Origin of the sequence: Amycolatopsis keratiniphila subsp. keratiniphila, from assembly GCF_001620365.2 — a bacterium.
Lineage (GTDB): Bacteria > Actinomycetota > Actinomycetes > Mycobacteriales > Pseudonocardiaceae > Amycolatopsis > Amycolatopsis keratiniphila.
Map to the genome: position 1 here is coordinate 540,705 of NZ_LQMT02000007.1, position 21,715 is coordinate 562,419.

At 68.3% G+C, this 21,715-nt stretch carries 21 protein-coding genes and 1 pseudogene; 10 read left to right on the forward strand and 12 right to left on the reverse strand.

Translation table 11 applies throughout. From position 1 onward, the window contains the following. Positions 1-57: 57 nt before the first annotated feature. Positions 58-1,377: an NAD(P)-binding domain-containing protein gene (locus tag AVR91_RS06675; RefSeq protein ID WP_063274926.1), complete on the forward strand. Its 1,320-nt coding sequence runs from the start codon at positions 58-60 to the stop codon at positions 1,375-1,377. On the opposite strand, the gene arsB is transcribed toward AVR91_RS06675, so the two are convergent. Then, positions 1,372-2,442, reverse strand: coding sequence for an ACR3 family arsenite efflux transporter (arsB, locus tag AVR91_RS06680; protein ID WP_063274905.1), 1,071 nt, complete (start codon positions 2,440-2,442; stop codon positions 1,372-1,374). The genes AVR91_RS06675 and arsB overlap by 6 nt on opposite strands. A 29-nt stretch (positions 2,443-2,471) precedes the next feature. Continuing rightward, the gene (locus tag AVR91_RS06685) at positions 2,472-2,876 is read right to left on the reverse strand and encodes an arsenate reductase ArsC (protein ID WP_063274906.1); all 405 of its coding nucleotides are present in this window, start codon (positions 2,874-2,876) and stop codon (positions 2,472-2,474) included. Positions 2,877-3,003: 127 nt separating this feature from the next. Between AVR91_RS06685 and AVR91_RS06690 the strand changes: the two genes are divergently transcribed. The 3 genes from AVR91_RS06690 to AVR91_RS06700 are packed head-to-tail and all read left to right on the forward strand — an operon-like array spanning position 3,004 to position 4,351. After that, complete coding sequence (locus tag AVR91_RS06690) at positions 3,004-3,468, forward strand: ArsR/SmtB family transcription factor (RefSeq protein ID WP_228709135.1); 465 nt, start codon at positions 3,004-3,006, stop codon at positions 3,466-3,468. Beyond that, a complete protein-coding gene (locus AVR91_RS06695) occupies positions 3,465-3,680 on the forward strand; it encodes a hypothetical protein (protein ID WP_063274907.1) in 216 nt (71 codons plus the stop codon). Before AVR91_RS06690 ends, AVR91_RS06695 begins: the two co-directional genes overlap by 4 nt. Then, on the forward strand, positions 3,680-4,351 hold the full coding sequence (locus AVR91_RS06700) for a winged helix-turn-helix transcriptional regulator (protein WP_063274908.1): 672 nt from the start codon (positions 3,680-3,682) through the stop codon (positions 4,349-4,351). The genes AVR91_RS06695 and AVR91_RS06700 overlap by 1 nt, the downstream gene beginning before the upstream one ends. Before the next feature lie 26 nt (positions 4,352-4,377). Here the strand turns inward: AVR91_RS06700 and AVR91_RS06705 are convergent, their stop codons facing one another. Beyond that, positions 4,378-4,818 carry a hypothetical protein gene (locus AVR91_RS06705; RefSeq protein WP_063274909.1) on the reverse strand — a complete coding sequence of 147 codons (441 nt, stop codon included), beginning with the start codon at positions 4,816-4,818 and terminating at the stop codon, positions 4,378-4,380. Between the two features lie 107 nt (positions 4,819-4,925). Between AVR91_RS06705 and AVR91_RS06710 the strand changes: the two genes are divergently transcribed. From AVR91_RS06710 to AVR91_RS06720, 3 genes are all read left to right on the forward strand, one after another. After that, a complete protein-coding gene (locus tag AVR91_RS06710; protein ID WP_063274910.1) occupies positions 4,926-5,615 on the forward strand; it encodes a response regulator transcription factor in 690 nt (229 codons plus the stop codon). Continuing rightward, entirely contained in the window at positions 5,615-6,985 is a 1,371-nt protein-coding gene (locus AVR91_RS06715; protein ID WP_063274911.1) for a sensor histidine kinase, read from the forward strand. The genes AVR91_RS06710 and AVR91_RS06715 overlap by 1 nt, the downstream gene beginning before the upstream one ends. A 230-nt stretch (positions 6,986-7,215) precedes the next feature. Beyond that, complete coding sequence (locus AVR91_RS06720; RefSeq protein WP_063274912.1) at positions 7,216-7,437, forward strand: hypothetical protein; 222 nt, start codon at positions 7,216-7,218, stop codon at positions 7,435-7,437. 33 nt (positions 7,438-7,470) lie between these two features. On the opposite strand, the gene AVR91_RS06725 is transcribed toward AVR91_RS06720, so the two are convergent. After that, positions 7,471-8,949 carry a SulP family inorganic anion transporter gene (locus AVR91_RS06725; protein ID WP_211282649.1) on the reverse strand — a complete coding sequence of 493 codons (1,479 nt, stop codon included), beginning with the start codon at positions 8,947-8,949 and terminating at the stop codon, positions 7,471-7,473. A gap of 314 nt (positions 8,950-9,263) precedes the next feature. Here AVR91_RS06725 and AVR91_RS06730 point away from each other — a divergent pair, with 314 nt between their 5' ends. Together AVR91_RS06730 and AVR91_RS06735 are read left to right on the forward strand one after the other, a co-directional pair. Next, entirely contained in the window at positions 9,264-10,418 is a 1,155-nt protein-coding gene (locus AVR91_RS06730; RefSeq protein WP_063274914.1) for a hypothetical protein, read from the forward strand. After that, positions 10,415-10,852, forward strand: a complete 438-nt coding sequence (locus tag AVR91_RS06735) for a hypothetical protein (RefSeq protein WP_063274915.1) — start codon at positions 10,415-10,417, stop codon at positions 10,850-10,852. Before AVR91_RS06730 ends, AVR91_RS06735 begins: the two co-directional genes overlap by 4 nt. A 160-nt stretch (positions 10,853-11,012) precedes the next feature. On the opposite strand, the pseudogene AVR91_RS06740 reads toward AVR91_RS06735, so the two are convergent. Both AVR91_RS06740 and AVR91_RS06745 read right to left on the reverse strand, forming a co-directional pair. Further along, positions 11,013-12,386: pseudogene (locus AVR91_RS06740) on the reverse strand (NAD(P)/FAD-dependent oxidoreductase). Then, complete coding sequence (locus AVR91_RS06745; protein ID WP_063272820.1) at positions 12,383-13,084, reverse strand: hypothetical protein; 702 nt, start codon at positions 13,082-13,084, stop codon at positions 12,383-12,385. Before AVR91_RS06745 ends, AVR91_RS06740 begins: the two are co-directional and overlap by 4 nt. Positions 13,085-13,288: 204 nt before the next feature. On the opposite strand from AVR91_RS06745, the gene AVR91_RS06750 reads away from it, so the two are divergent. Continuing rightward, a complete protein-coding gene (locus AVR91_RS06750) occupies positions 13,289-13,888 on the forward strand; it encodes a TetR/AcrR family transcriptional regulator (RefSeq protein WP_063272821.1) in 600 nt (199 codons plus the stop codon). 12 nt (positions 13,889-13,900) lie between these two features. On the opposite strand, the gene AVR91_RS06755 is transcribed toward AVR91_RS06750, so the two are convergent. Genes AVR91_RS06755 through AVR91_RS06780 form a run of 6 tightly spaced genes read right to left on the reverse strand, consistent with a single transcriptional unit; the run spans position 13,901 to position 21,534 of the window. Next, complete coding sequence (locus tag AVR91_RS06755; RefSeq protein ID WP_063272822.1) at positions 13,901-15,361, reverse strand: aldehyde dehydrogenase family protein; 1,461 nt, start codon at positions 15,359-15,361, stop codon at positions 13,901-13,903. A 19-nt stretch (positions 15,362-15,380) separates the two neighbouring features. Continuing rightward, complete coding sequence (locus tag AVR91_RS06760) at positions 15,381-16,478, reverse strand: Zn-dependent alcohol dehydrogenase (protein ID WP_063272823.1); 1,098 nt, start codon at positions 16,476-16,478, stop codon at positions 15,381-15,383. Beyond that, positions 16,475-18,805, reverse strand: coding sequence for an AMP-binding protein (locus AVR91_RS06765; RefSeq protein WP_063272824.1), 2,331 nt, complete (start codon positions 18,803-18,805; stop codon positions 16,475-16,477). Before AVR91_RS06765 ends, AVR91_RS06760 begins: the two co-directional genes overlap by 4 nt. Continuing rightward, a complete protein-coding gene (locus AVR91_RS06770; RefSeq protein ID WP_228709136.1) occupies positions 18,802-19,563 on the reverse strand; it encodes a gamma-glutamyl-gamma-aminobutyrate hydrolase family protein in 762 nt (253 codons plus the stop codon). Before AVR91_RS06770 ends, AVR91_RS06765 begins: the two co-directional genes overlap by 4 nt. Further along, the gene (locus tag AVR91_RS06775) at positions 19,560-20,891 is read right to left on the reverse strand and encodes a glutamine synthetase family protein (protein WP_063272826.1); all 1,332 of its coding nucleotides are present in this window, start codon (positions 20,889-20,891) and stop codon (positions 19,560-19,562) included. Before AVR91_RS06775 ends, AVR91_RS06770 begins: the two co-directional genes overlap by 4 nt. Then, positions 20,884-21,534: a hypothetical protein gene (locus tag AVR91_RS06780; protein WP_063272827.1), complete on the reverse strand. Its 651-nt coding sequence runs from the start codon at positions 21,532-21,534 to the stop codon at positions 20,884-20,886. The genes AVR91_RS06775 and AVR91_RS06780 overlap by 8 nt, the downstream gene beginning before the upstream one ends. Positions 21,535-21,715 lie beyond the last annotated feature (181 nt).

Sequence of the window (21,715 nt, forward strand, 5' to 3'; positions counted from 1 at the left end):
GATCCCGGTCGATACAGTCCGCTTCAATCGAGACAGATCGATGAAAGGGGCGTGGAGATGAACGAGCTGCCTGTCGTGGTGATCGGAGCGGGCCCGGTGGGGCTGGCGGCGGCCGCCGAATTGGCCGAGCGCGGTGTCGAGCCGCTGGTGCTGGAACGCGGCGCCGGAGCGGGCGCGGGGGTGGCCGAGTGGAATCACGTGCGGTTGTTCTCGGCGTGGTCCGAGCTCGTCGCTCCGGCGGCAGGCCGGTTGCTGGAGGACACCGGCTGGACGCGGCCCGATGGCGACACGTATCCGACCGGTTCGGACTGGGCCGAGCGGTACCTGCGGCCGCTGGCCACGGCGCTCGCCGATCGGGTGCGCTTCGACGCCGAGGTGGTCGGTGTCGCGAGGCGGGGCCGGGATCGCGTCGTGGACAGTGGCCGCGACGAAGAGCCCTTCACCGTGCACGTCCGAACACCGGACGGTTCGGAAGAGCGGATCGCGGCACGGGCCGTCATCGACGCTTCGGGGACCTGGTCGACGCCGAACCCTCTTGGCGGGGAAGGACTTCCTGCCATCGGCGAAAGAGCCGCGACGGATCGGATCGTCTACCGCGTGCCGGATCTGGGCGACCCGGCGGTGCGGTCACGGTACTCGGGCGAACACGTGGTGGTCGCGGGGAGCGGGCACTCGGCACTGACCGCGCTGGTCGCGTTGTCCGGCCTCGCGAAGGACGCGCCGGATACGCGGATCAGCTGGGTGCTGCGCCGAGGTTCGGTCGGCAACGCCTTCGGCGGCGGCGACGCCGACCAGCTCCCGGCGCGGGGCGCGCTCGGCCTGCGGGCGCAGGCGGCGGTGAAGGCCGGGCTGATCACCGTCGTGACCGGGTTCCGCACAGAGGCCCTCGAACGCGACGACGCCGGCAGGCTCACCCTGATCTCCTCTGCCGGGCAACGGATCGAGCAGGTCGGCGAGGTCGTGACGCTGTCCGGATTCCGGCCCGACCTGACCTGGTTGTCGGAACTCCGGCTGGAGCTGGACCCCGCACTGCAGGCGCCGGTCGCGCTCGCGCCGCTGATCGATCCGAACGTGCATTCCTGTGGAACCGTCTACCCGCACGGCGCGAAGGAGCTCTCCCACCCGGAGAAGAACTTCTACCTGGCCGGGATGAAGAGCTACGGCAGGGCACCGACGTTCCTCGCCATGACCGGCTACGAGCAGGTCCGCAGCATCGCCGCCGAACTCGCCGGCGACCACGAAGCGGCCGCGCGGGTCGAACTGCACATGGCGGAGACCGGCGTGTGCGGTGGCGCCGGACTGTTCGACGAGCCGGGCGACGCGGCGTCCGGTGGATGCTGCGCTACGGCGGAGGCAGAGGTCCTGACGCTGTCATGACGGCGCTTTCGCGGTCCAGCGTCGCCGGAGCCGGAGACTCACGTACACCAGGGCCACCAGCACCGGCACCTCGATGAGCGGCCCGACGACCCCGGCGAGCGCCTGCCCCGATGTCACCCCGAAAACGCCGATCGCGACGGCGATCGCGAGTTCGAAATTGTTGCCCGCGGCGGTGAACGCCAGCGTCGTGGTGCGTTCGTAGGACAGCCCGGACGCCTTGCCCAGCAGGTAGCCACCGATCCACATGATCGCGAAGTAGGCCAGCAGCGGCAAGGCGATCCGGGCGACGTCCAGCGGCCGGGAGGTGATGGTGTCCCCTTGCAGGGCGAACAGGACCACGATGGTGAACAGCAGGCCGTACAGCGCGATCGGGCCGATCTTGGGCAGGAACGTGCCTTCGTACCAGTCGCGGCCCTTGCTGCGCTCACCGATGCGGCGGGAGAGGTAGCCGGCGGCGAGCGGGATGCCGAGGAAGATGACGACGCTGAGCGCGATCTCCCACGGCGAGAAGTCGATGCTCGAGGTGTCGAGACCGAGCCAGCCGGGCAGCAGGTCGAGGTAGAACCAGCCGAGCACGCCGAACATGATCACCTGGAAGACCGAGTTCACCGCGACCAGCACCGCGGCGGCCTCGCGATCACCGCAGGCGAGGTCGTTCCAGATGATCACCATCGCGATGCACCGGGCGAGACCGACGATGATCAGGCCGGTCCGGTACTCGGGCAGGTCCGGCAGCATCAGCCAGGCGAGCGCGAACATCAGTGCCGGGCCGAGAATCCAGTTCAGCACCAAGGAAAGCACCATCGTGCGCCGGTCCTTGGCCACCGCGCCGAGCCGGTCGTAACGGACCTTCGCCAGCACCGGGTACATCATCAGCAGCAGCCCGAGCGCGATCGGCAGCGAAACCTGCCCGATCTTCACCGCGTCCAGCGCCCTCTGCAGGCCGGGAACGATACTGCCCCACAAGAGCCCGATCACCATCGCGGCGATGATCCAAGCGGGCAGATAACGGTCCAGAAAGGACAGTCTGCGCAGGACATCGGGCTCGTCGGCGGTACGTGTCACGCTGGGGCCTCCTGGCTCCGGGAAGTCGTTCAGGCGTCGAGGATTTCGGCGACCAGGCCACGCACTCGGCGGTCGATCTCGTCCCGGATCGGACGGACGGCGTCCACGCCCTGCCCGGCCGGATCTTCCAGTGGCCAGTCGAGGTACCGCTTGCCGGGGAACACCGGGCAGGTGTCCCCGCAGCCCATGGTGATCACCACGTCGGAAACCGCCACGTCCTCGGTGGACAGCTTGCTCGGCACCTCGGCGGTGATGTCCAAGCCCCACTCCGCGAGCGCCGCGGCCGCGGCCGGGTTCACCATCTCGGCGGGCTCCGAACCGGCGGACCGGACGGCGACGCGGCCGAGCGAGTAGTGCCGCAGCAACGCGGCGGCCATCTGTGAGCGGCCGGCGTTGTGCACGCAGACGAACAACACCTCGGGCGTGCGGGTCATCGGCGGAGTCCTCTCGGCGGTCGACTGGATCGAAGTCTACGGATCCAGATTCAAAGGCTTGCATCGATGTTTGTCAATCCACCGGGTACGCTCGCCGTCGAAGGTCACTCGGACCGAGGAGGGGCACGTGGCGACGGAGTACGGACGCGGCCGGAAGCCGGTGCCCATCACCCTGCTGATGGCCGAGCCCGCAGCGGTCATCTCCCGGGACGGTGCCGAGCAGGCGGCGAAGTTGTTCAAGGCTCTCTCGGACCCGATCCGGATCCGGCTGCTGTCGCTGGTCCGGTACTCGCCCGGAGGCGAGGCCTGTTTCTGCGATCTCGCCGAAGAGTTCGACATGCCGCAGCCGTCGCTGAGTCATCATCTCCGCGTCCTGGTCGCGGCGGGCATCCTCGATCGGGAGCGACGCGGCACCTGGAGCTGGTACAGCGTCCTTCCCGAGTCACTTCGCTCCCTGGAGACGCTTCTGCGCGCCGGTGGCCCGCTGGCCGACCGGACCGCGCCGCTGCGATCGTCAGGCAGTCGTCAGGTTCAGAAGGCCGGTGAACCGGAAGAATATTCGAAGAAACGAGGCAATCCAGGAGAGCGATGAGCGTAGGTACCCAGGAACCCGAGGGCATCGTCGAGGACGTGACAGTCTGGCTGACGAACGAGTTCTCGGCGAAGCTGTCGCCCGTGGCCGTCGGCGCCATCGTCCGCGCCACCCACCGCGACCTTCGGGAACAGATCGTCCCCGAGGCACTCGGTGAGATGCTTCATCGCCTCGCACGCGACCGCATCGCACGCCTGGTGCAGGTCCTTTGATGCGTTACGCGCAACACTGCCCGATCGCGCTGGCTGCCGAGGTGATCGGGGAACCCTGGACCCTGCTGATCATCCGCGAACTGCTGCGCGGCAGCACCTCGATCACCGACATCGCCGCCGGAGTGCCCGGAATGTCGGGCGGGCTGCTGGCCAAACGGCTTCGCAAGCTGGAGACGGCCGGCGTGGTGGAGCTTCGGCAGCGGGAAGCCGAATTGACCGAATCCGGCCGCGAGCTGGCCTCGGTCGTCGAGCCGCTCGGCAAGTGGGGAGCCCGACGGCTGCCACCGCCTCGGCATGGTGATCTCGACCCGGCGCTGCTGCTGCGTGACATCTCCAGAGGCATCGACCGCACCACGCTGCCCGCGCGACCCGTCGCGATCCACTTCCGGTTCACCGAATCACGAGGCCCGCGGTGGTGGTGGCTGGTGCTCTCCCAGGAGCTGGCCGCGCCGACGTTCCACGACCCCAGGCTGCCGCGAGCGATGCGGATCGATTGCACGCTCGGCGCCCTCGCCGGGGTCTGGCTCGGGCACACCGATTGGCTGGACGCCCTGCGGGACGGGTCCATCGTGATCAGCGGGCCCCGTACCGCCGTGCGCCAAGCCATCGTCTGGATCGGCGCCTGCCCCTATTCCACCACCGGCAGCGGAGAGCCGACACTGTCCTCATAGGACTCGTGACGCCGCATACGGCCCCGCTACGCCGAACGCACGTCCCACGCGAAGGACGACGCACGACCATCGGCCTCACGTGCCGCGCTCTCGTGCCGGCGCGCGGCCGTCTCGTCGCCCATGGTCCTGGCCGTATACGCGGCCGCGCGTTCGTGATGCGCTTCGGCACGCCGGATCGCCGCGAAGGCGCGGTCGACCAGCAGCCTCCATTGTGGAGACTCACGGGGAAGGACCCTGGCCGCGGCCCTGGCTTCCGCGGCATTGGCGAGTTCGTGATACGCGAAGCCGTGGTGCGCGGCCACTTCACCGTGCAGACGCTGCGTTTTCGCGCGCTGGAACGATTCCGGCCGCGCGTTCGCTTCGAGTTCCTCCGCCAGCGCACGATGTCCCGCCGCCACTCGCCAAACGCGGTCGGCCTCATCCCTCAGCCGCCGTACCTTGAGCTCGTTCCCGAATTCGATGACCACGTATTCGACCCTGCCACGGAGAAGTACTCGTGCAACTGACGACTGCCTTACGATCGAGCTGTTAAGGTCGGGCACAGCCGCGTCGGAAGTTCTTCGGTGGGAGGGAAATGCCGACTGTGACCACCCGCGTCCTCCTCGTCGAAGACGACGCGATGATCAGCGAAGCGCTGAGCCTGGCGCTCGCCGACGAAGGCTTCGACATCGACTGCGCCGCGACCGGTGAAGACGGTCTCGAACTCCTCGATCGCATCCAGGTCGACGTCGTCCTGCTCGATCTCATGCTGCCGGGCATCGACGGGCTCACCGTCTGCCGGTCGATCCGCGACCGGGGTGCCCTGCCGATCATCGTGATCACCGCCCGCGCGGACACCCAGGACGTCATCGCCGGCCTCGAAGCGGGCGCGGACGACTACGTCACCAAACCACTGGTGGCGGGCGAACTCGCGGCGCGGATCCGGGCCCTGCTGCGCCGCGCCGCGCCGCCGCGCCCGACCCGGTTCAGCGTCGGCGGGCTCGAAATCCGGCCGGACGAGGAAACCGTCCATCGCGACGGCGAACCCGTCCACCTCACCCGCACCGAGTTCCGGCTCCTCACCGAACTCACCGCCGCGGACGGCCAGGTCGTCACCCGCGAGCAACTGCTGAAACGAGTATGGGAGCACGACTACTTCGGCGACACGAGATTGCTCGACGTCCACATCAGACGGTTGCGCCGCAAGGTCGAGCCCGACCCCGACAATCCGACCCTGGTGCTGACCGTGCGGGGGCGCGGTTACCGGATTTCCCCGGATCTCTGATGCTCGCGACGGTGCGGCGGCTTTCGCTCCGCTGGCGGGTGGCCGCGGCGTTCGGTGTCGGGCTGGCGCTGGTGATGACGGTACTGGGCGTCGCGACCTGGAATCTGACCACCGGCTACATGCTCGACCAGCGCGAGCAGAGCACGGCCAGGCAGTCCGAAGTCAACGTCGACCTGGTCGACAAGGCATTGGCGGAGCACGCGGACGACCTCGACGACCTGCTGACCGGGCTCGCCAGCGGCCCCGACTCCTCGATCCTGCTGTCCCGGCCGGACGGCTGGCTCACCAGCGGACGGCAGATCGATCCGGCCGCGGTTCCGGCCGCTCTACTGGACAGCGCGCGAAACGGGATCGCGGCACGGCAACGGTTCACCGCGGACGGCATCCCCGTCCTCGCCATCGCGACCCCGGTCGGCAACGGCGGCAGCATCTACGTCGAGTTGTACCCGTTGCTCGAACTGGACCGGACCTTCCGGTACCTCAGCATCCTGCTGATCACCGGCACCGTCGTCGCCGCCCTGTTCGGGGCCGCCCTCGGCATCTGGACCGGCAAACGGGCCCTGCGCCCGCTCGCCGCGCTCCGCGGAGCCGCTTCCCGCGTCGCGCGGGGAGATCTGACGACCCGGCTCCCCCACCAGAACGACCCCGACCTCGCCCCGCTCGCCACGAGTTTCAACACCACGACGGAACAACTCGAACAGCGGGTCCGCCGGGACAAACGCTTCGCCGCCGACGTCAGCCACGAACTCCGATCACCACTCACCACGATGGTGAACGCCACCGAGGTGATGGTCCGCCGCCAGGACACCATGCACCCGACCGCCCGCAAAGCACTGGGCCTGCTGGGTTCCGAGCTGCACCGCTTCCAGCGCATGGTCGTCGACCTGCTCGAAATCTCCCGCGCCGACCAGGAGGACGAAGGCCCGGTCGAACTGGTGGATCTCGGCGCGCTCGTGCTCAACGTGCTCGACAGCCGCGATGGCTCCGGCGCCCGGGTCGAAATCGACGAGGAGGCCCCGCTCGTCTCCGCCGACCGCCGCCGGATCGACCGCGTCGTCGCCAATCTGCTCGACAACGCCGACCGGTACGGCGGCGGTGCCGTCGCCGTGACCGTTCGACGGCGTGACGACCGCGCGAGGATCGAGGTGGACGATGCCGGCAGTGGCGTCCCGCCCGCACTCCGGGAGCGCATCTTCGAACGGTTCGCCCGCGGGCTGCACGCCGGGCGCCGCGATCGCGAGACCGGAAGCGGACTCGGTCTGGCCATCGTCGCCGACCACGTTCACCGCCACGGTGGCACGGTCTGGGTCGAGGACCGTCCCGGCGGCGGTGCCCGCTTCGTCGTCGAACTCCCGGAGGCGACCTCGTGAAACCGGCCTTTCTCCTCGTCGCGGCCGTGCTGTGCCTCTCCGGCTGCGGAGTGACCACACAGGACGAACCCGAACCGATCACCACGCTCGTGCCGACGGCCACCCCGACGGTCTCCAGCCGCTCGGTTCCGCCGACACCGTGCACGGCGGGGCCGGAATCGTCAGGCAGTCGTCAGGTGCAGTCCCCTCCTGCGCCGACAGAATGAAGAGTCGTCGCGAAAAGGAGGGGTATGACCGTCCACGACCGCCGGGCCGACGACATCACCGACGAAGTCCGGCGATGGCTTTCCCGCGAATTCGCGGACTCTCTCCCGGAATCGGCCGTCGACGAAATCGTGCGGTCGGCGCACGCGGATCTCGACGGGCAGATCAGGCCCGACGCGATGGGCGAGATGCTGCACCGGCTGGCACGATTCCGGGTGCTCCGGACACTGAGCGCCCGCGGGCTCTGATCGCGTCGCCCGCTCACGCTTCGTCCGCGAGAGTCAGTGGCTGCCGGCGAGTTCGCCGGAGAGCTTCCCGTGCATACGCGCGCTGTGCTTGTTCAGCCCGATGATCTCGACGGTCTTGCCGCGCGAGGCGTACTTGGTGGTGATGGCGTCGAGGGCCGCGACGGTGGAGGCGTCCCAGATGTGGGCGCCGGTGAGATCGATGACGACCTTCTCCGGGTCGTTCGCGTAGTCGAACTGCTCGACGAGGTCGTTGCTGGAGGCGAAGAACAGCTCCCCGGTGACGGCGTAGACGACCTGGGTGCCGTCCGGATCCACCACGGCGGTGACCTCGACCAGCCGCGCGACCCGGCGGGCGAAGATCACCATCGCGGTGATCGAACCGACGACAACGCCGATGGCGAGGTTGTCGGTGGCCACCACGACGCCCACGGTGACGACCATGACCACGACCTCCCCCACCGGCATCCGCTTGAGCGTGGCGGGAGCGACGCTGTGCCAGTCGAACGTGCTGAAGGCCACGAGCACCATGACCGCCACCAGCGCGGCCATCGGGATCTGCGAGACCAGCGGGCCGAAGGCGATACACAGCACCATCAGGAAAGCTCCGGCCAGGAACGTCGAAAGCCGGGTCCGGGCGCCGGCGGTCTTGACGTTGATCATGGTCTGGCCGATCATCGCGCAGCCGCCCATGCCACCGAAGAAGCCCGTGACGATGTTGGCGATGCCCTGTCCGATCGCCTCACGTGTCTTGTTGGAGCGCGTGTCGGTGATGTCGTCGACCAATTTCGCGGTCATCAGCGATTCCATGAGCCCGACCAGGGCGAACGCGAGCGCGTAGGGGGCGATCAGCGCGAGCGTGTCGAAGGTGAACGGGACGCCGGGGACACCTGGCACCGGCAGCGACGACGGCAGAGCGCCCTTGTCCCCCACCGCCGGGACCGCGATCCCGGCGGCGATCGTCAGCGCGGTCAGGGCCACAATGGACACCAGCGGTGCGGGGATCGCCTTGGTCAGCTTCGGGAACAGCACCATGAGCACGAGCCCACCCGCGAACAGCGGGTAGACCGGCCACGGAACGTCGATCAGCTCCGGGACCTGCGCCAGGAAGATCAGGATCGCCAGCGCGTTGACGAACCCGACCATGACACTGCGCGGCACGAACCGCATCAGCTTGGCGACGCCGAGGGAGCCGAGCACGATCTGGAACAGGCCACCCAGGATCACGGTGGCGATCAGGTGGTCCAGCCCGTACTCACGGACCAGCGGCGCGACCACGAGCGCGATCGCGCCGGTCGCCGCGGAGATCATCGCCGACCGGCCGCCCACGATCGAGATCACCACGGCCATGGTGAAGGAGGCGAACAGCCCGACGCTCGGGTCGACCCCGGCGATGATGGAGAAGGAGATCGCTTCCGGGATCAGCGCGAGCGCGACCACCAGGCCGGCGAGGATCTCGGTGCGGGCGACCTTGGGCGACAACCACGTGGGACGTGTGCGCAGGCGTATGGACACCTGGGACACCGGACTCGGCACAGACGGACGACCTGACTTTCTCGGGCGCCACGGACGGCGCGGAACTCCCACGGTAGAGGGCAGATCACCGGTCCACGCGGACCCCGTCGCCGCAATGAGGCCGAGATCACCACAACAGTCCCGTGTCGTGCCGCCGGTCAGGATTCCCGCTCGATCTCTTCGAGCAAGGAGGGAACTTGCGCACAGTGATCGAGTCTCCCTCGCCGCCGCCGAAGTGTTTGCGCTGGAGCGCAAACACGTTGTCCCGCCGGGAGGCGATCTGCGACCTTGCAGCCCTCGGCGAAGGAGGTCAAGTGGGATTCAAGGTCGATCCGGAGGCGTTGGACAAATGCTCGAAGCTGTTCGACCGCTACGGCGAACACGCCGGTGAAATCAGCAGCTTCGTCACCAGCGAAACGTCCATGTCCATCCACGAAGAAGGACTCATTTCAATCCTGCTGGGCGGGCACAGCAGCGCCGTCGACGGGATGGACCAGCGCACCGAGGCGATGCAGGAAACCGGGGCCGAATCCGCCCGCACTCTGACGCAGGTCGCGGAGAACTACCGGTTCCGGGATGGCGAAGGGGCGGCGGAACTCGACGCCGGCTACAAGGGCGGTTCACCCGCGCCACTCACCGACAACTCGTCGTCCGTGTCGGACAGCGTCAACAACTTCGAGGACCGGGCCGATCCCCTGTCCGCACTGGACGCCGACCTCGGCAAGAGCGTCAAACCCGACGGGTTCGACATCGAGGTCTGCGACTGGATCGACACGAAGGCGCGGGAAGTCACCGACAAGGTCAGCCCGGCCTACTGGGCACGTCAGTGGCTTACGCAGGTTGTGGGCGGCTGGGCCCATTGGTTGGGCGCCACCGAATGGGACAAGGACAAGGATCCCTTCGACTGGGTCCTCGAGGCCTTCGGCGGCGAATGGAAGCAGTGGGGCAGGTGCGCGCTGGTCTGGGACGCCTGTGCCGAAGCGACCGAACGGATGGCCACCAACATCAAGTACGTCCCGGAAGCGCTGTCCCACACCTGGGAGGGCAACGCGGCCGACGCCGCGATGGAGTACTTCCAGAAGCTCCACTCGGCCACCAAGACCGAGTCGGAAGCGTTCACCGCCGTCTCCGCGCTGTACAAATGGCAGACCGAGAGCATCTACAACGCCATTCAGCTGTTGAACGACCTGATCAATTTCGCGCTCGATCTCTTGGCGGACGTGCTCATCGCGGCGGGGATCGGGCTGGTGACGGGCGGTATCGGGCTGGCCGTCGCCGCGCCGACGATCGCCCTCATCCTGACGACCGTGAGCGCCATCTCGTCCGCGCTGACGTCGACCCTCAACGCCGCCCGCGGGTTCCAGCACATTCTCGAATTCTTCGACGTGCCCGACATGCCGGAGTGCGAACTGGACAACCTCGGCAAGAAGGGCGACCTCGGCTATCCGGGACCGGAGAAGCGATCATGAACCTCGATCTTCCGATCGACCTGGACAAGGTGCACCGGCTCCGTGAAGGCATGATGCGAAAGCTCGCCACCGGTCAGGACCCCGTGTTGGCGGAGATGGCTCGCGAAGTCCTCGCCGGCCGGATCACCTTGCGCGACGCCGCGTTCGGCGCCTATCGCGAACAGGTCACCGTACTCGCCGAAAAGGCGGCCGCCTCGCTGCGTCAGGTCAGCAAGGAGGACCTCGAACGGGCCATGGAGGAGCACACCCTCGACGACGCGATCGAGCAACTCGGCGCCATGCCGGATCCGGAACCCGACGACGAGTCACCCGCACCCCCTGCCCGGCGGCCGGAGCCGGAAGAGGACGACGAATCCATTCTCCTCGCACCGCCGACGGCCGATCGCCCGTCGGACCGTCCCCAGCGTGAACGGTGGAAGCGACGCTGGGGCTAGGCCGTGTCCTGTAAGGCTGTTCGATGGGCTTCGTGATCCAGGTGGCTCCTGACGGTGCGGGCGGATCGGCCTCGTACCGGGTCGTACTCGGCCGCATCCGCCCGTGCCGCCAGGGACCGCCTGGGCGCGAAGACCGCGAACAAGACTTGCAGGACACGGCCTAGCGCCTTGGCGAACCCGGTTGTGCTCGAGCGCTCCGGCGCTGACCTCGCAGTGCGTTGCGCCGGCTCCCGTTCACGAAGTCGTTGAAGCGGTCGACGGCCCAGATCGTGCGCAGCCCCAACGGACCCATCATCATCGGGCGCGGGAACCCGGCCTTCTTCACCCACAGCGCAGCGAGATCCTCGTGCGGCTCACCGTCGACGATCAGATCGGCGATGAGCGAGCCGACATAGGGCGCCTGGGCAAGACCGTGGCCGTTGCAGGCGATCGAGTAGTAGGTGCTCTCGTCGAGCTGCCCGGCGATGGGTAGCCACGACGAGGTGATCGCGATCCATCCTCCCCACGCGCGATCGAGCGCGACGTCGGACAGGGCCGGGAACCGTCTCGCGAACGCCTGGGCGAGTTCCTCGACGAGCGCCGGATCCGGTTTCTTCGCCGGGAGCGGATAGGTCCTGCCGCGTTCGAGCCGCCGGACACCGAAGACGATGGTGTCGCGGGGCGTCAGGCGGTAGTTCTCCATGATGTTGTGCTGGGTGACCAGTCCCGAGCGGCTGGTCCAGCCCAGGGCCGCCAGCCGGGCGGGGTCGATGGGCTCGGTCTCCACCTCGATGACCCAGATGGGCACGGAAAGCCGGGGCGGGGTGATGTCCCACTCCCCCGCGTACGCGTTCGTCGCGAGAACCACCTTGTTCGCCCGCACTTCACCCCCGAAGGTGGTGATGACCGCCTGGCCGCGGTCGCGTGCGACGCCGGTGACCTTGGTCCGCTCGAAGACTTGCGCGGGTGTGCCGAGCAGTGTCCGGCGTACCCCTGCGGTGAACAGACCGGGATTCATGATCCCGCCGACGTTTTCCCGCATCCCGCCGACGAAACCGTGCGGGATCCCGAGGCTTTCGGTAGTGCCCAGTTCCACGTCGCCCCCGGCCCGTCGCAGGAGCTTCGCGACCCGGCGCACCCGGCCCAGCTGCCCACGGGACACCGCCGCGAAGACGTTGCCGGTCCGTTCATAACCGCAGTCGATGTCGTGTTTCCCGATGAGGTCCTCGACGTGGTGCGCGGCATGCTCGGCAAGGCGGATCATGCCGGGCATCTTCTTGCGGTAGAACAGATTCAGGAGCTGGAGGTCGCCTCCCGGAGCGCCGGCCAGCTGGCCGGCGTTGCGCGAACTGGCGCCGTGCCCTCAGAACTCGGCCTCCAGCAGCACCACCTCCCGGCCGCGTTCGGCCAGCCGCAGCGCCGTCGACATGCCGCCGAGGCCGCCGCCGACCACCGCGACATCGCAAGTGAGGTCGCCGGAAAGGGAAGGCCGGACATCCGCGGGCGGATCGACCCAGCCGCTGAAGGTGTCGTATTCGACGTCGTCGGTCTTCATCGCCCGCCTCCGGACAGCACCGCGGCGCCCGGATCCCTTTCGTATCCTGCCGCCACGTTGTATTCATGCAGAGCGCGATAGGCGAAGTAGTACACGAACATCTGGAATCCCCAGGTGGCCAGTGCCGCACTGTAGAAAAGCGTCCGGTGCGCGTCGTCGCCGGGGATCGGGAAGAAGTCGTAGGTGATCGCGATGACGGATCCCGCGATGGTGACCAGCGCCGCGCCGACGGCCTGCACCGTGGCGCCGATGCGCCAGAGCCGCCAGGAGAAGTAGGCGAGGAAAGCCGTCGTGAGCACGTTGACCACGACGAAGAACGTCGCCGGACCGACGTGCAGCTGATCGGCGCGGAACTGCTGGAGGTACAGCCCGGCGACGGCGGCGAGGGCGAACACTCCGACATCGACCGCGACGGACGGCTTGTACCGATGCGTCACGCGCATCAGCCCCATGACCAGGATGAGGGTGATGCCGACCGAGCGCGAGAAGGCGTCGAAGAAATACGCGATGTTGTACAGAGGACTTCCTTCGTCTCCGCCGAGAAGTGCCCAGAGGAGAAAATTCGAGCCCGACGTCGCGACGATCATCCATTCCAAGCCGAGAAGATAATTCTTGTAGTGCCGGATGAACTTCCATCCGAAACAGAAGCCGGCGAAGATCATCCAGAGATCGGCCAGCATGAAGAGCAGATCCTTCATGTCCTTGATTCCTTCGAGTCTTGCCTTCGCCTCTGCGTCGAAGGCGGTGAGTACGGATATCGAGCCGACTTGTGATCCGGCTCATAGGCTACGCCAGAGTTAGCCATCCGATCAAGTCGCTTGACTAAGTTTCCGCCGACGGCTCCGCTGCTAGGCTGGCGTTGACTTAATCAAGCGTCCAACTACATGCACCGGGAGGATTGCGTGCCACGGATCCCCGCCGCCCAACGGCGCAGCGACTTCATCAAGGCCGCGGTGGAGGTCATCGCGACCTACGGCATCGAGGGCGCGACGACCCGGCGGATCGCCGAGGAGGCCAAGGCGAACCTGGCGATGCTGCACTACTGCTACGACTCCAAAGAAGATCTCTTCGGCGACGTCTACGAGTTCGTGGCGAGCAGGTACCGGTCCATACTCGCGGACGACGACTCCCACGGGGACGTGCAAGAGACCGCTCGACGGCTCCTGCGCGGAGTCATGGAGTGCTATCTCGAGTCGATCAGCTTCACCGCGGCGACGGTGGAGCTGATCAGCTGGGCGCGACGTCAGCACGGAGACCGCGGTATCGCGGTGTACGACAAGGCACTCGAGACAGTGCGCGTCCGGCTCGGCGAAGCCGGCGCGATCGAACCGGAGGTCATCGACGAGATCGCCTTCGTCATCGCCGCGCTGGCCGACGGTTTCGCCGCGAACTGGCTGACCTACGGGGACCGGACCGCCGCGCTGGGCCAGATGGAGATCGCGACGTCGGTCCTCGACAGCTGGCTCGCGGCCCGGCTCGGATCCGCGCCGGTGGCTTCGTGACCGGGTGAGCCGTCATAACGGCAGCTCGGGCGAATCGACCCCGACGACCCGGTCGCCGCAGAAGACACGCACCGACTCGGCGGGCCCGTGGCCGCCGATACCGGCCGGGCCCCAGAAGCTTTGAGCCGAGTCGTCACCGAGGTCGGCGACCTTGGCGCCGTTGACGCGCACCTCCCCCGCCGAGATCCGCGAGCCGACGTCGATCGCGCGGTCGGTGTCGCCGCCGAACACGTACGCGTCGAGCCCCGACGGATCGGCATTGGCGATGCGCAACGCTTGTTCGTCGGAATCCACGGCGTGCAGCGAAACGACCGGACCGAACAGCTCGGCCGTGGCCTGTGCGGGGTCGGCGCCGACGGCGATGGTCGGCGACAGGAAGTAGCCGTCGAGCTCGGGCAGCCGGGCGGGCCCATGGAGGGTCGCCCCGAGGTCGCGCAGCCCGTCAAGCCTGCTCTGGAGCGTCCGGAAGTGCGGTGCGTTGGAGATCGGGCCGAGCTGGACGTCCTCGTCGAGCGAGTGACCGACGACGAGTTCGGAGATCCGCTCGGTCAAGGCTTCGAGAAGAGGGGCGACCAGGCTGCGGTGAGCGAGGATCTTGCCGGGCCCCTCACACCACTGACCGTTGAGTTTGGTCATCCCGTCGAGGATCCCGTCGGCGGTGACGTCGAGGTCGGCGTCGTCCAGCACGAGCACCGGGTTGTTGCCGCCGAGTTCCAGTTGCAGGACCTTGAAATCCTCCGCGGCCGCCCGGGCGATGGCGCGTCCGGCGCCGGGCCCGCCGGTGAACGAGACGATCTTGACGCGTGGGTCGGCGGTGAGCCTGGCGCCGACGTCGCCGCCGCCGTGCACGAGTTGCAGCGCTCCGCTGGGCAGGCCCGCCTCGACGAAGCACTCGACGATGATCTGCGCGCTGCCGGGCGCGTGCTCCGACGGCTTGAGGATGACCGGGCAGCCCGCGGCCACCGCACTGGCGATCTTGGCCGCGGGGATGAAACTCGGCCCGTTCCACGGCGTGAGGATCGCGGCGGGGCCCCACGGCACCTTGTAGAGCCGGACGTCGCGATCGCCCGCCGCCAGCGCGGTGACGCGCGGGATGGTCAGCAGATCCGCCGCCGACGCCCGGATCCTCATCGGCAGGAAAGCCGCGACCTTGCGGGTGACGCTGATCGGCGTGCCGCTGGTCAGCGAGTCCGTGCGGGCGATGTCCTCGGTACGGGTCTCGACGATGTCGGCGACGCGCTCGAGCAGGCCGGCGCGTTCGCGGCGAGCGTCTTCGTCCCAGCGGCCGACGTCGTACACGCGCTCGGCGTGCCGCAGCGCGCGCTCGATGTCGTCGGGTGCCGTGGTGACGGAGCGGTGGACACGCTCGCGTGTGTTGGGGTCGACGTTCCACGTGTCCTGGACCGTCTCGCACCCGCTCCAGGAGCCGGCGATGTGGTTCACCGGCTGGGGGATCTCGATCTCGTTGCTCATCTTCGCGTTCCTTCGCCGGTCAGGACTGGAGATCGACGACGATGCGGGTCACGTCGCCGGACTTCATCGCCTCGAAGCCCTCGTTGATCTCGCCGAACGGGATTACGCGCGTCACCATCTCGTCGAGCAGGAGGCGTCCCTGCCGGTACAGGCTGGCGAGCTGCAGGATGTCCTGCCGCGCCTGGCCGGAGCCCATGTAGGAGCCGATGAGCCGCTTCTCCTCGAAGAAGAAGTCCGATGCCGGAACGCTGAGTTCCGTGCCTCCGGGCGCTATCCCGACCAGGCACGCGGTCCCCGTGGGGCGCACGAGGGCCAGCGCCGTCGCGGCGGTGCGGGCCGAGCCGACGGCTTCGAAGGAGTAGTCCACCCCGTCGCCGAGCAAGCGGTGGACTTCCGCGACCGGGTCTCCGTCCCCGCCGTTGACGACATGGGTGGCGCCGTAGTCCCGTGCGGCCTTGAGTCGCTCGTCGTCCAGATCGATCGCGACGATCGCCGAGGCGCCGGCGAGCCTGGCCCCTTGGATGATGGCCGATCCGACGCCGCCGCAGCCGATGACCGCGACCGTGCTGCCCGGACGCACCTCGGCACCGCGGAACACGGCGCCGACGCCGGTGATGACACAGCAGGCCAGCAGGCAACCGACGTGCAGCGGAACGTCGTCCGGAAGCCTCACCAACGAGTTCTCGCGCATGAGGACGTGCCGGGAGAACGCCCCGATGTCACCCAGCCGCTCGATCGGCTGGCCCGCCGTGGTCTGGAACGCGGGCCGCGGGCGGCGACGGATCTCCTCCACCCGACGGCATTGGGTCGACCGCCCGGCTTCACAGTTCGCGCACCGGCCGCAGGACGGGGTCAGCGCGCCGACCACCCGGTCACCGGGGCGCAGCGCGGACACCTGCGAGCCGACCGCCTCGACCACGCCCGCCACCTCGTGGCCGACCACGACCGGGAGGCCGGTCGGCACCGTTCCGGTCATGTAGTGCAGGTCGCTGTGGCACAGCCCCACGTTCGTGACCGCGACCCGCACCTCGTGCGGTTCCGGGTCGTCCACCCGGATGACGGTCAGCTCGAGTGGTTCGCCGACGGCGGTCAGCACCGCGGCCTGGGTGTCGATCATGTCGAGGTCTCCCTTTCGGATTTCGTGGACAGAAAGCCCTCGATGCCCGCGCGCAGGACACCGCTCTCCCATGCCTGGGCGGCAGCGAGGTCCTCACGGGCGAAGGCCGCTTCGACGTCTTCCCCGCGCGGGCGCAGGAGCGCGAGATGGAGGGCTGTCGTGTTCCCCTCCGGAGTCCAGCTGACGACGGTGTCGACGGCGCGGTCGATCAAGGCGGCGGGCTCGACGATCTCGTCCAGAAGGCCGATCCGCAGGGCTTCGTCGGCCCGGACGCGAGGAGAACCGAGAATCAGGCGCGTCGCGTGGTTTCCGACGAGCCGCCGCAACAGCACGCTGGACGCGTTCGAGATCGTGATGCCCCGGCCGTTCTCCGGTTGGAAGTACTCCGTCGCCGGGGTTCCGATGCGGGCGTCGCAGCACAAAGTGATCTCCGAGGCTCCCCCCACCGCGATTCCGTTGACGGCCGCGATCACGGGCACCCGCGTCTCCAGGATCGCCCGGGTGATGTCGTGGAAACTCGCGAACGCCTCACGCATCTCGGCTTCCGTCGACGGCGCGCTCCGGAGATCCTCGCCCGCGGAGAAGGCTCGTCCCTCGCCGGTGAGCACGATCCCGCGCACGCGCTCGCCGGTCCCGAACTCGCGGATGACGCTCGCCAGCCGGAGCCGGGTGGCGACGTCCATGGCGTTGAGCTTTTCGGGGCGGCGGAGCGTCACCACCGCCACGTCCCGGACGACGCCGACGTCGAGGAATCCCCTCGGCCGTCGCGCACCGAGGTCGTACGTCACGCCGGGATCGGCCGCGGCACGGGCTTTGAGCGCCGGTTTGGAAACGCGTTCGGAAGGAGTGCGGGGGAAATCGGCGACGAACTCGACATAGCGCGGCACCTTGAACCGCGCGAGTTCCTCGCCCGCCCGTTCGACGATCCGCTCGGCGGTCGCCCGGACCGCGGGCACACCGGCCGCCAGCCGCACGAACGCCTTGACCTCCTCGCCGAAGGTCTCGTCGGGTTCGGCGACGACGGCGGCGGACACCACCAGGTCGTCCCGCTCGAGGGCGGCTTCGACCTCCACGCTCGCGACGTTCTCGCCGCCGCGTCGCACCATGTCCTTGATCCGGCCGACCAGCCGGAGGCCGTGGTCGGGGCGGCGGACGACGACATCACCGGTGTGGAGCCAGCCGTCCCGCAGCACGCGGGCGGTGTCCTCCGGGCGGTTCCAGTAGCCGTTCATCATCGGTGTGCCCGCGATGATCAGCTCACCGGCCTCACCGTCGGGCAGGTCGGCGCCGTCGGGGCCGACGACGCGCACCTGTTTCGTCGGCACCGGGCCGCCCAGGCTCCCACTTCCCACGGCGCCGGGGTCGTCGAACGGGCTGAACAGGTCGATCCCGGACTCGGTCATCCCGTAGACCTCGCGCCACGGGGCACCCCATCGCTCCTCCAGCTTCGCGTGAAGACCGCTCGGGATTCCCGAACAGAAGACGAGCCGGAGGTCGTTGTCGCGGTCTTCGGGGGAAGGCGGCTGCTTGAACAGCAACGTCGGCATGGAACCGAGGACGTAGAAGAAGGTCGCGCGGTGCCGCCGGACGTCCGCCATGAAGGTCGACGCGGAGAAACGGGGCAGCACCACCAGCGGCGCACCGGCCGTCAGGGCCAGCGCGGTGTTCCACTGTGGATCCATGTACGAGAACGGTTGCGCGGTAAGAAGGACGTCGTCGGCACCGAGCCCGGTCGCCGCCGCGCAGATCCAGCCCAGCCGCACCCAGTAGTCGTGGGTGAGCATGCACGCCTTGGGGAAACCGGTCGTGCCCGACGTGTACTGCAGGTTCGCGAGTGCCCCGCCGTCGATCGGCACGGCCGGAGGAGTCGCCGGGAACGACTCCGACCCGTCGTCGGCGACGTCGATGACGCGGACGTCCTCACCCGCGACCACCTCACCGATCAGAACCGAACGTCCGGCATCGGTGCACACCACGCGTGCCCCTGAATCCCGGAGGACGAAGGCGAGATCCGCCCGCTGATAGGAACTGTTGACCGGAACGGCGACCGCGCCGGCCTTCAGTACGGCGAGCCACACCACGGGCCAGTGCACGACGTTCGGGAGCATGATCGCGACCCGCTCGCCGGGCCGGACGCCGTCGACCTCGATCAGCCGGTGCGCCAGCCTGGAGGTCCAGTCGTCGATCTCGGCGAAGCTCCACGACCACTCCCCGAACCGCAGGAACTCCCGCGTAGGCGAGTCCTTCGCGCGCCGCGAGAGCAGTTCCGTCAGCGTCGGGACGGCGGGGTCGTCGCCGAGCCGTTCGAAAGCGACTTCCGCGGTCATGGCAAGCTCCTTCGCTTCTTCGCCGCGGCCTGGACCATCCAGGTCATCGCCGGGTCCTCGCTCTTCATCCATTCCGGATGCCACTGGACGCCGAGCACCGGGGCACACGGGAGTTCGACCGCTTCGACCACGCCATCGCTCGTCCGTCCGGTCACGACCAGACCGGTGCCGCAGCGGTCGACGGCCTGGTGGTGCCACGAGTTGGTCATCGCGTGCTCGCCGAACAGACGGGCGGCGATCGAGCCTTTCTCAAAGGACACGAGGTGATCGGCGGTGCCGTCGGTGGGCGCGGTCTCCGCCGACAGGTGACTCACTGATCCGGACGGCAGATCGGCGACGAGGGTGCCGCCGAGCGCGACGTTGAGCACCTGCATCCCGCGGCACACCCCGAGCACCGGAATCCCCTGTTCCAGGGCGGCACGGACGAGCGCGATCTCGTACTCGTCCCGGGCCGCGTCGTGGACCATCGGGTCGGTTCTCGGATCGATGTCGCGGACCACAGCCGGGTCGCCGCCCCAAAACGCCGGGTGGACGTCCTGCCCGCCGGTGATCACGACCCCGGACAGCCGCTGACAGATCTCCGTCGCGTCGGTGTCGTAGGAGAGATACACCGGAAGCCCGCCGGCCTGCGCGATCCGGGTCGCGAAGTCCGACATGTAGCTGTCGAGACAACGGTCGCCGTACCGCTCGTCGGCTCCCCTGATCAGATCCAGCCGGAAGCGCCTGCCGGTGATGCCGATCATCGGACGCGCGCTCACGGGAACTCGAAGTATCGAGTCGACTCCCACTGGGAGAGTTCGGCGAACGGGTCGCCGCCCTTGGTGTGGAACTCCATCCACTCCCAGCGCCGCGACGCGACCCAGAAGTCCACGAACTCGTCACCGAGGTACTCGCGCAGGAGAGGATCGGCGTCCAGCGCGGCGCCCGCTTTCGACATCGTGTCGGGGATCCGGGCCGGTCCGGCGCCGTCGGGAAGGCACCACGCCATGTCCGTGACCTGCTCCGGCGGCTCGATCTCCCGCTCGATGCCTGCCAGGACTCCGGCCAGCATCCCGGCCGGCGCGAGGTAGGGATTGACGTCGGCGCCGGGAAGCCGGTATTCGAGCCGCGAATACTTCGGGTGGCCGGTGATGGCCCGGACCGCGGCCGTCTTGTTGTCGACGCCCCAGCTCACGACGGTGGGTGGCCCGGTGAAGTCCACCAGCCGCCGGTAGGAGGTGATCTGCGGCAACGCGATCGACGTGTTGCCCGGCATCGTGGCCAGCAGTCCGCCGACCGCGTGCCGCATCAGCCGGGACGGGCCGTCTTCGGCGAAGAACCGGTTCACCCCGTCGCTCTGGAGCGACAGGTTGAGGTGGGCGCCCTGTCCATAACCCGCCGTCGGCTTGGCCATGAAGGTCACCGTATGGCCCTGTTCGAACGCGACCTCCCGCATGATCTGCCGCGTGCGTACCCACGAATCGGCCAGGGTGATCGGATCCGTCGGCGCCAGGTTCAGCTCGGTCTGCCCGGCGGCGGCCTCGTCGGTCCAAGCTTCCCAGGCGATGCCGACACGATCGAGCCGATCGACGACCGCTTCCATGTAGTCGACCCAGTCCTTGGACCTCGCCAAGTGATAGGTCGCTCCCGTGCCGCCGCCCAACGGCGTCAGATCCCGGTATCCGCGCTTTCGCGCCTCCTGAACGGATTCCTCGAACAACGTCGCTTCGATCTCCACGGCGATCGTCGCGGTGTATCCGAGAACCGCAAGCCGGGCCACCAGTTTCCGCACGAGGTTCCGCGGGCAGATCGGCACGGGCGTGCCGTCCTTCAGCCAGTAGTCGCCGATGACCGAATCCAGGCCCGGCTTCCATTCGACGAGGGTCGACAGGTCCGGGACCATCTGGATGTCGTGGAGATTGCCGCGCCAGTCCGGGAAAGCGTCACCGAGGACGATCTCGTTGCCGAGGTCGATCGCGAACAGGATGTCGGCGAAGGCGAAGCCGGTTTCTTTCCCCGAGGCGAACTTCGCGAGCGAGACGTTCTTGCCGAGAAAACTTCCGTCGTGGTTCGTCGCTTCGAGGCGAACGGCGCGTGGATCAGACATCGAATCGGACCTTCCACGAAGCGGCCGTCATGACCGACATCTGCGCCAACGTGCCTTTGATCCGCAGCCCGGCCGCCAGGGAGCCGGCGAAATCGTCCGCTCCGCTGAAGAAACCGGCGAGCAGGTCGGCCGGGCCCGCCATCAGGTACTCGGTCGCCCCGTCGCCGAACCGCTGCCGCTCCGAGCCATCGGCCTCGACGATCAAGACATCGGGGATTCCCGGGATTTCCCTTGTCACCGCCCAGAAGTGCCGGGCGGCCGCACGCCAGTGCGGTAGCGGCGGCGTCAGCGCGCGCAAGGTGTCGGCGGCCAGGACGACAGCGCCGGCGGACTCACGCACGGAGGCGAAACGCGCCCGCAGGTCGACGAAGACCGTCGCGTCGGGCTCGATCACCACACCTCCGGTCACCGCGATCGTGTCGCCGCGGAAGGCGATCGTCGCCGACTGCGGCGTGTCGTGGGAGCGGACCGCCACCGTGCCGGCGGATCGGCCCAGGACCTCCTGTGCGTGACCGATTCGCGAGGAGTCGCGCAAGGTGCGCCCGATCAGCCGGACGAAAGGAGTCGCGTCGTCCTCGATCACGATGGCGACGGCCTGACCCTCTCTCACGGGTGTCTCGGGGAACGTCATGATCTCGGCCATTCGTCGGCCCTCTCGATCTCGGCGGTGTCACGCCGGAGTTAGTCATATGACTCGATCAATTGACAAAGATGATGGGCGTGCCACCCCGTGTTGTCAACAGACCCATTCGGGCGAGCGCCGATACCGCCCCTTGACGAGGGCGGGAAGTTGCCACACACTCGATCAAATGACTTAATCGGAT

What these genes read in the sequence shown, in the direction of transcription:
- AVR91_RS06775 (WP_063272826.1), bottom strand. Translation starts at nt 20,891, where the DNA reads ATGTCTGATCCACGCGCCGTTCGCCTCGAAGCGACGAACCACGACGGA.
- AVR91_RS06755 (WP_063272822.1), bottom strand. Translation starts at nt 15,361, where the DNA reads ATGAGCAACGAGATCGAGATCCCCCAGCCGGTGAACCACATCGCCGGC.
- AVR91_RS06710 (WP_063274910.1), top strand. Translation starts at nt 4,926, where the DNA reads ATGCCGACTGTGACCACCCGCGTCCTCCTCGTCGAAGACGACGCGATG.
- AVR91_RS06720 (WP_063274912.1), top strand. Translation starts at nt 7,216, where the DNA reads ATGACCGTCCACGACCGCCGGGCCGACGACATCACCGACGAAGTCCGG.
- AVR91_RS06675 (WP_063274926.1), top strand. Translation starts at nt 58, where the DNA reads ATGAACGAGCTGCCTGTCGTGGTGATCGGAGCGGGCCCGGTGGGGCTG.
- AVR91_RS06695 (WP_063274907.1), top strand. Translation starts at nt 3,465, where the DNA reads ATGAGCGTAGGTACCCAGGAACCCGAGGGCATCGTCGAGGACGTGACA.
- AVR91_RS06745 (WP_063272820.1), bottom strand. Translation starts at nt 13,084, where the DNA reads ATGAAGGATCTGCTCTTCATGCTGGCCGATCTCTGGATGATCTTCGCC.
- AVR91_RS06715 (WP_063274911.1), top strand. Translation starts at nt 5,615, where the DNA reads ATGCTCGCGACGGTGCGGCGGCTTTCGCTCCGCTGGCGGGTGGCCGCG.
- AVR91_RS06760 (WP_063272823.1), bottom strand. Translation starts at nt 16,478, where the DNA reads ATGATCGACACCCAGGCCGCGGTGCTGACCGCCGTCGGCGAACCACTC.
- AVR91_RS06735 (WP_063274915.1), top strand. Translation starts at nt 10,415, where the DNA reads ATGAACCTCGATCTTCCGATCGACCTGGACAAGGTGCACCGGCTCCGT.
- AVR91_RS06765 (WP_063272824.1), bottom strand. Translation starts at nt 18,805, where the DNA reads ATGACCGCGGAAGTCGCTTTCGAACGGCTCGGCGACGACCCCGCCGTC.
- AVR91_RS06685 (WP_063274906.1), bottom strand. Translation starts at nt 2,876, where the DNA reads ATGACCCGCACGCCCGAGGTGTTGTTCGTCTGCGTGCACAACGCCGGC.
- AVR91_RS06780 (WP_063272827.1), bottom strand. Translation starts at nt 21,534, where the DNA reads ATGGCCGAGATCATGACGTTCCCCGAGACACCCGTGAGAGAGGGTCAG.
- AVR91_RS06700 (WP_063274908.1), top strand. Translation starts at nt 3,680, where the DNA reads ATGCGTTACGCGCAACACTGCCCGATCGCGCTGGCTGCCGAGGTGATC.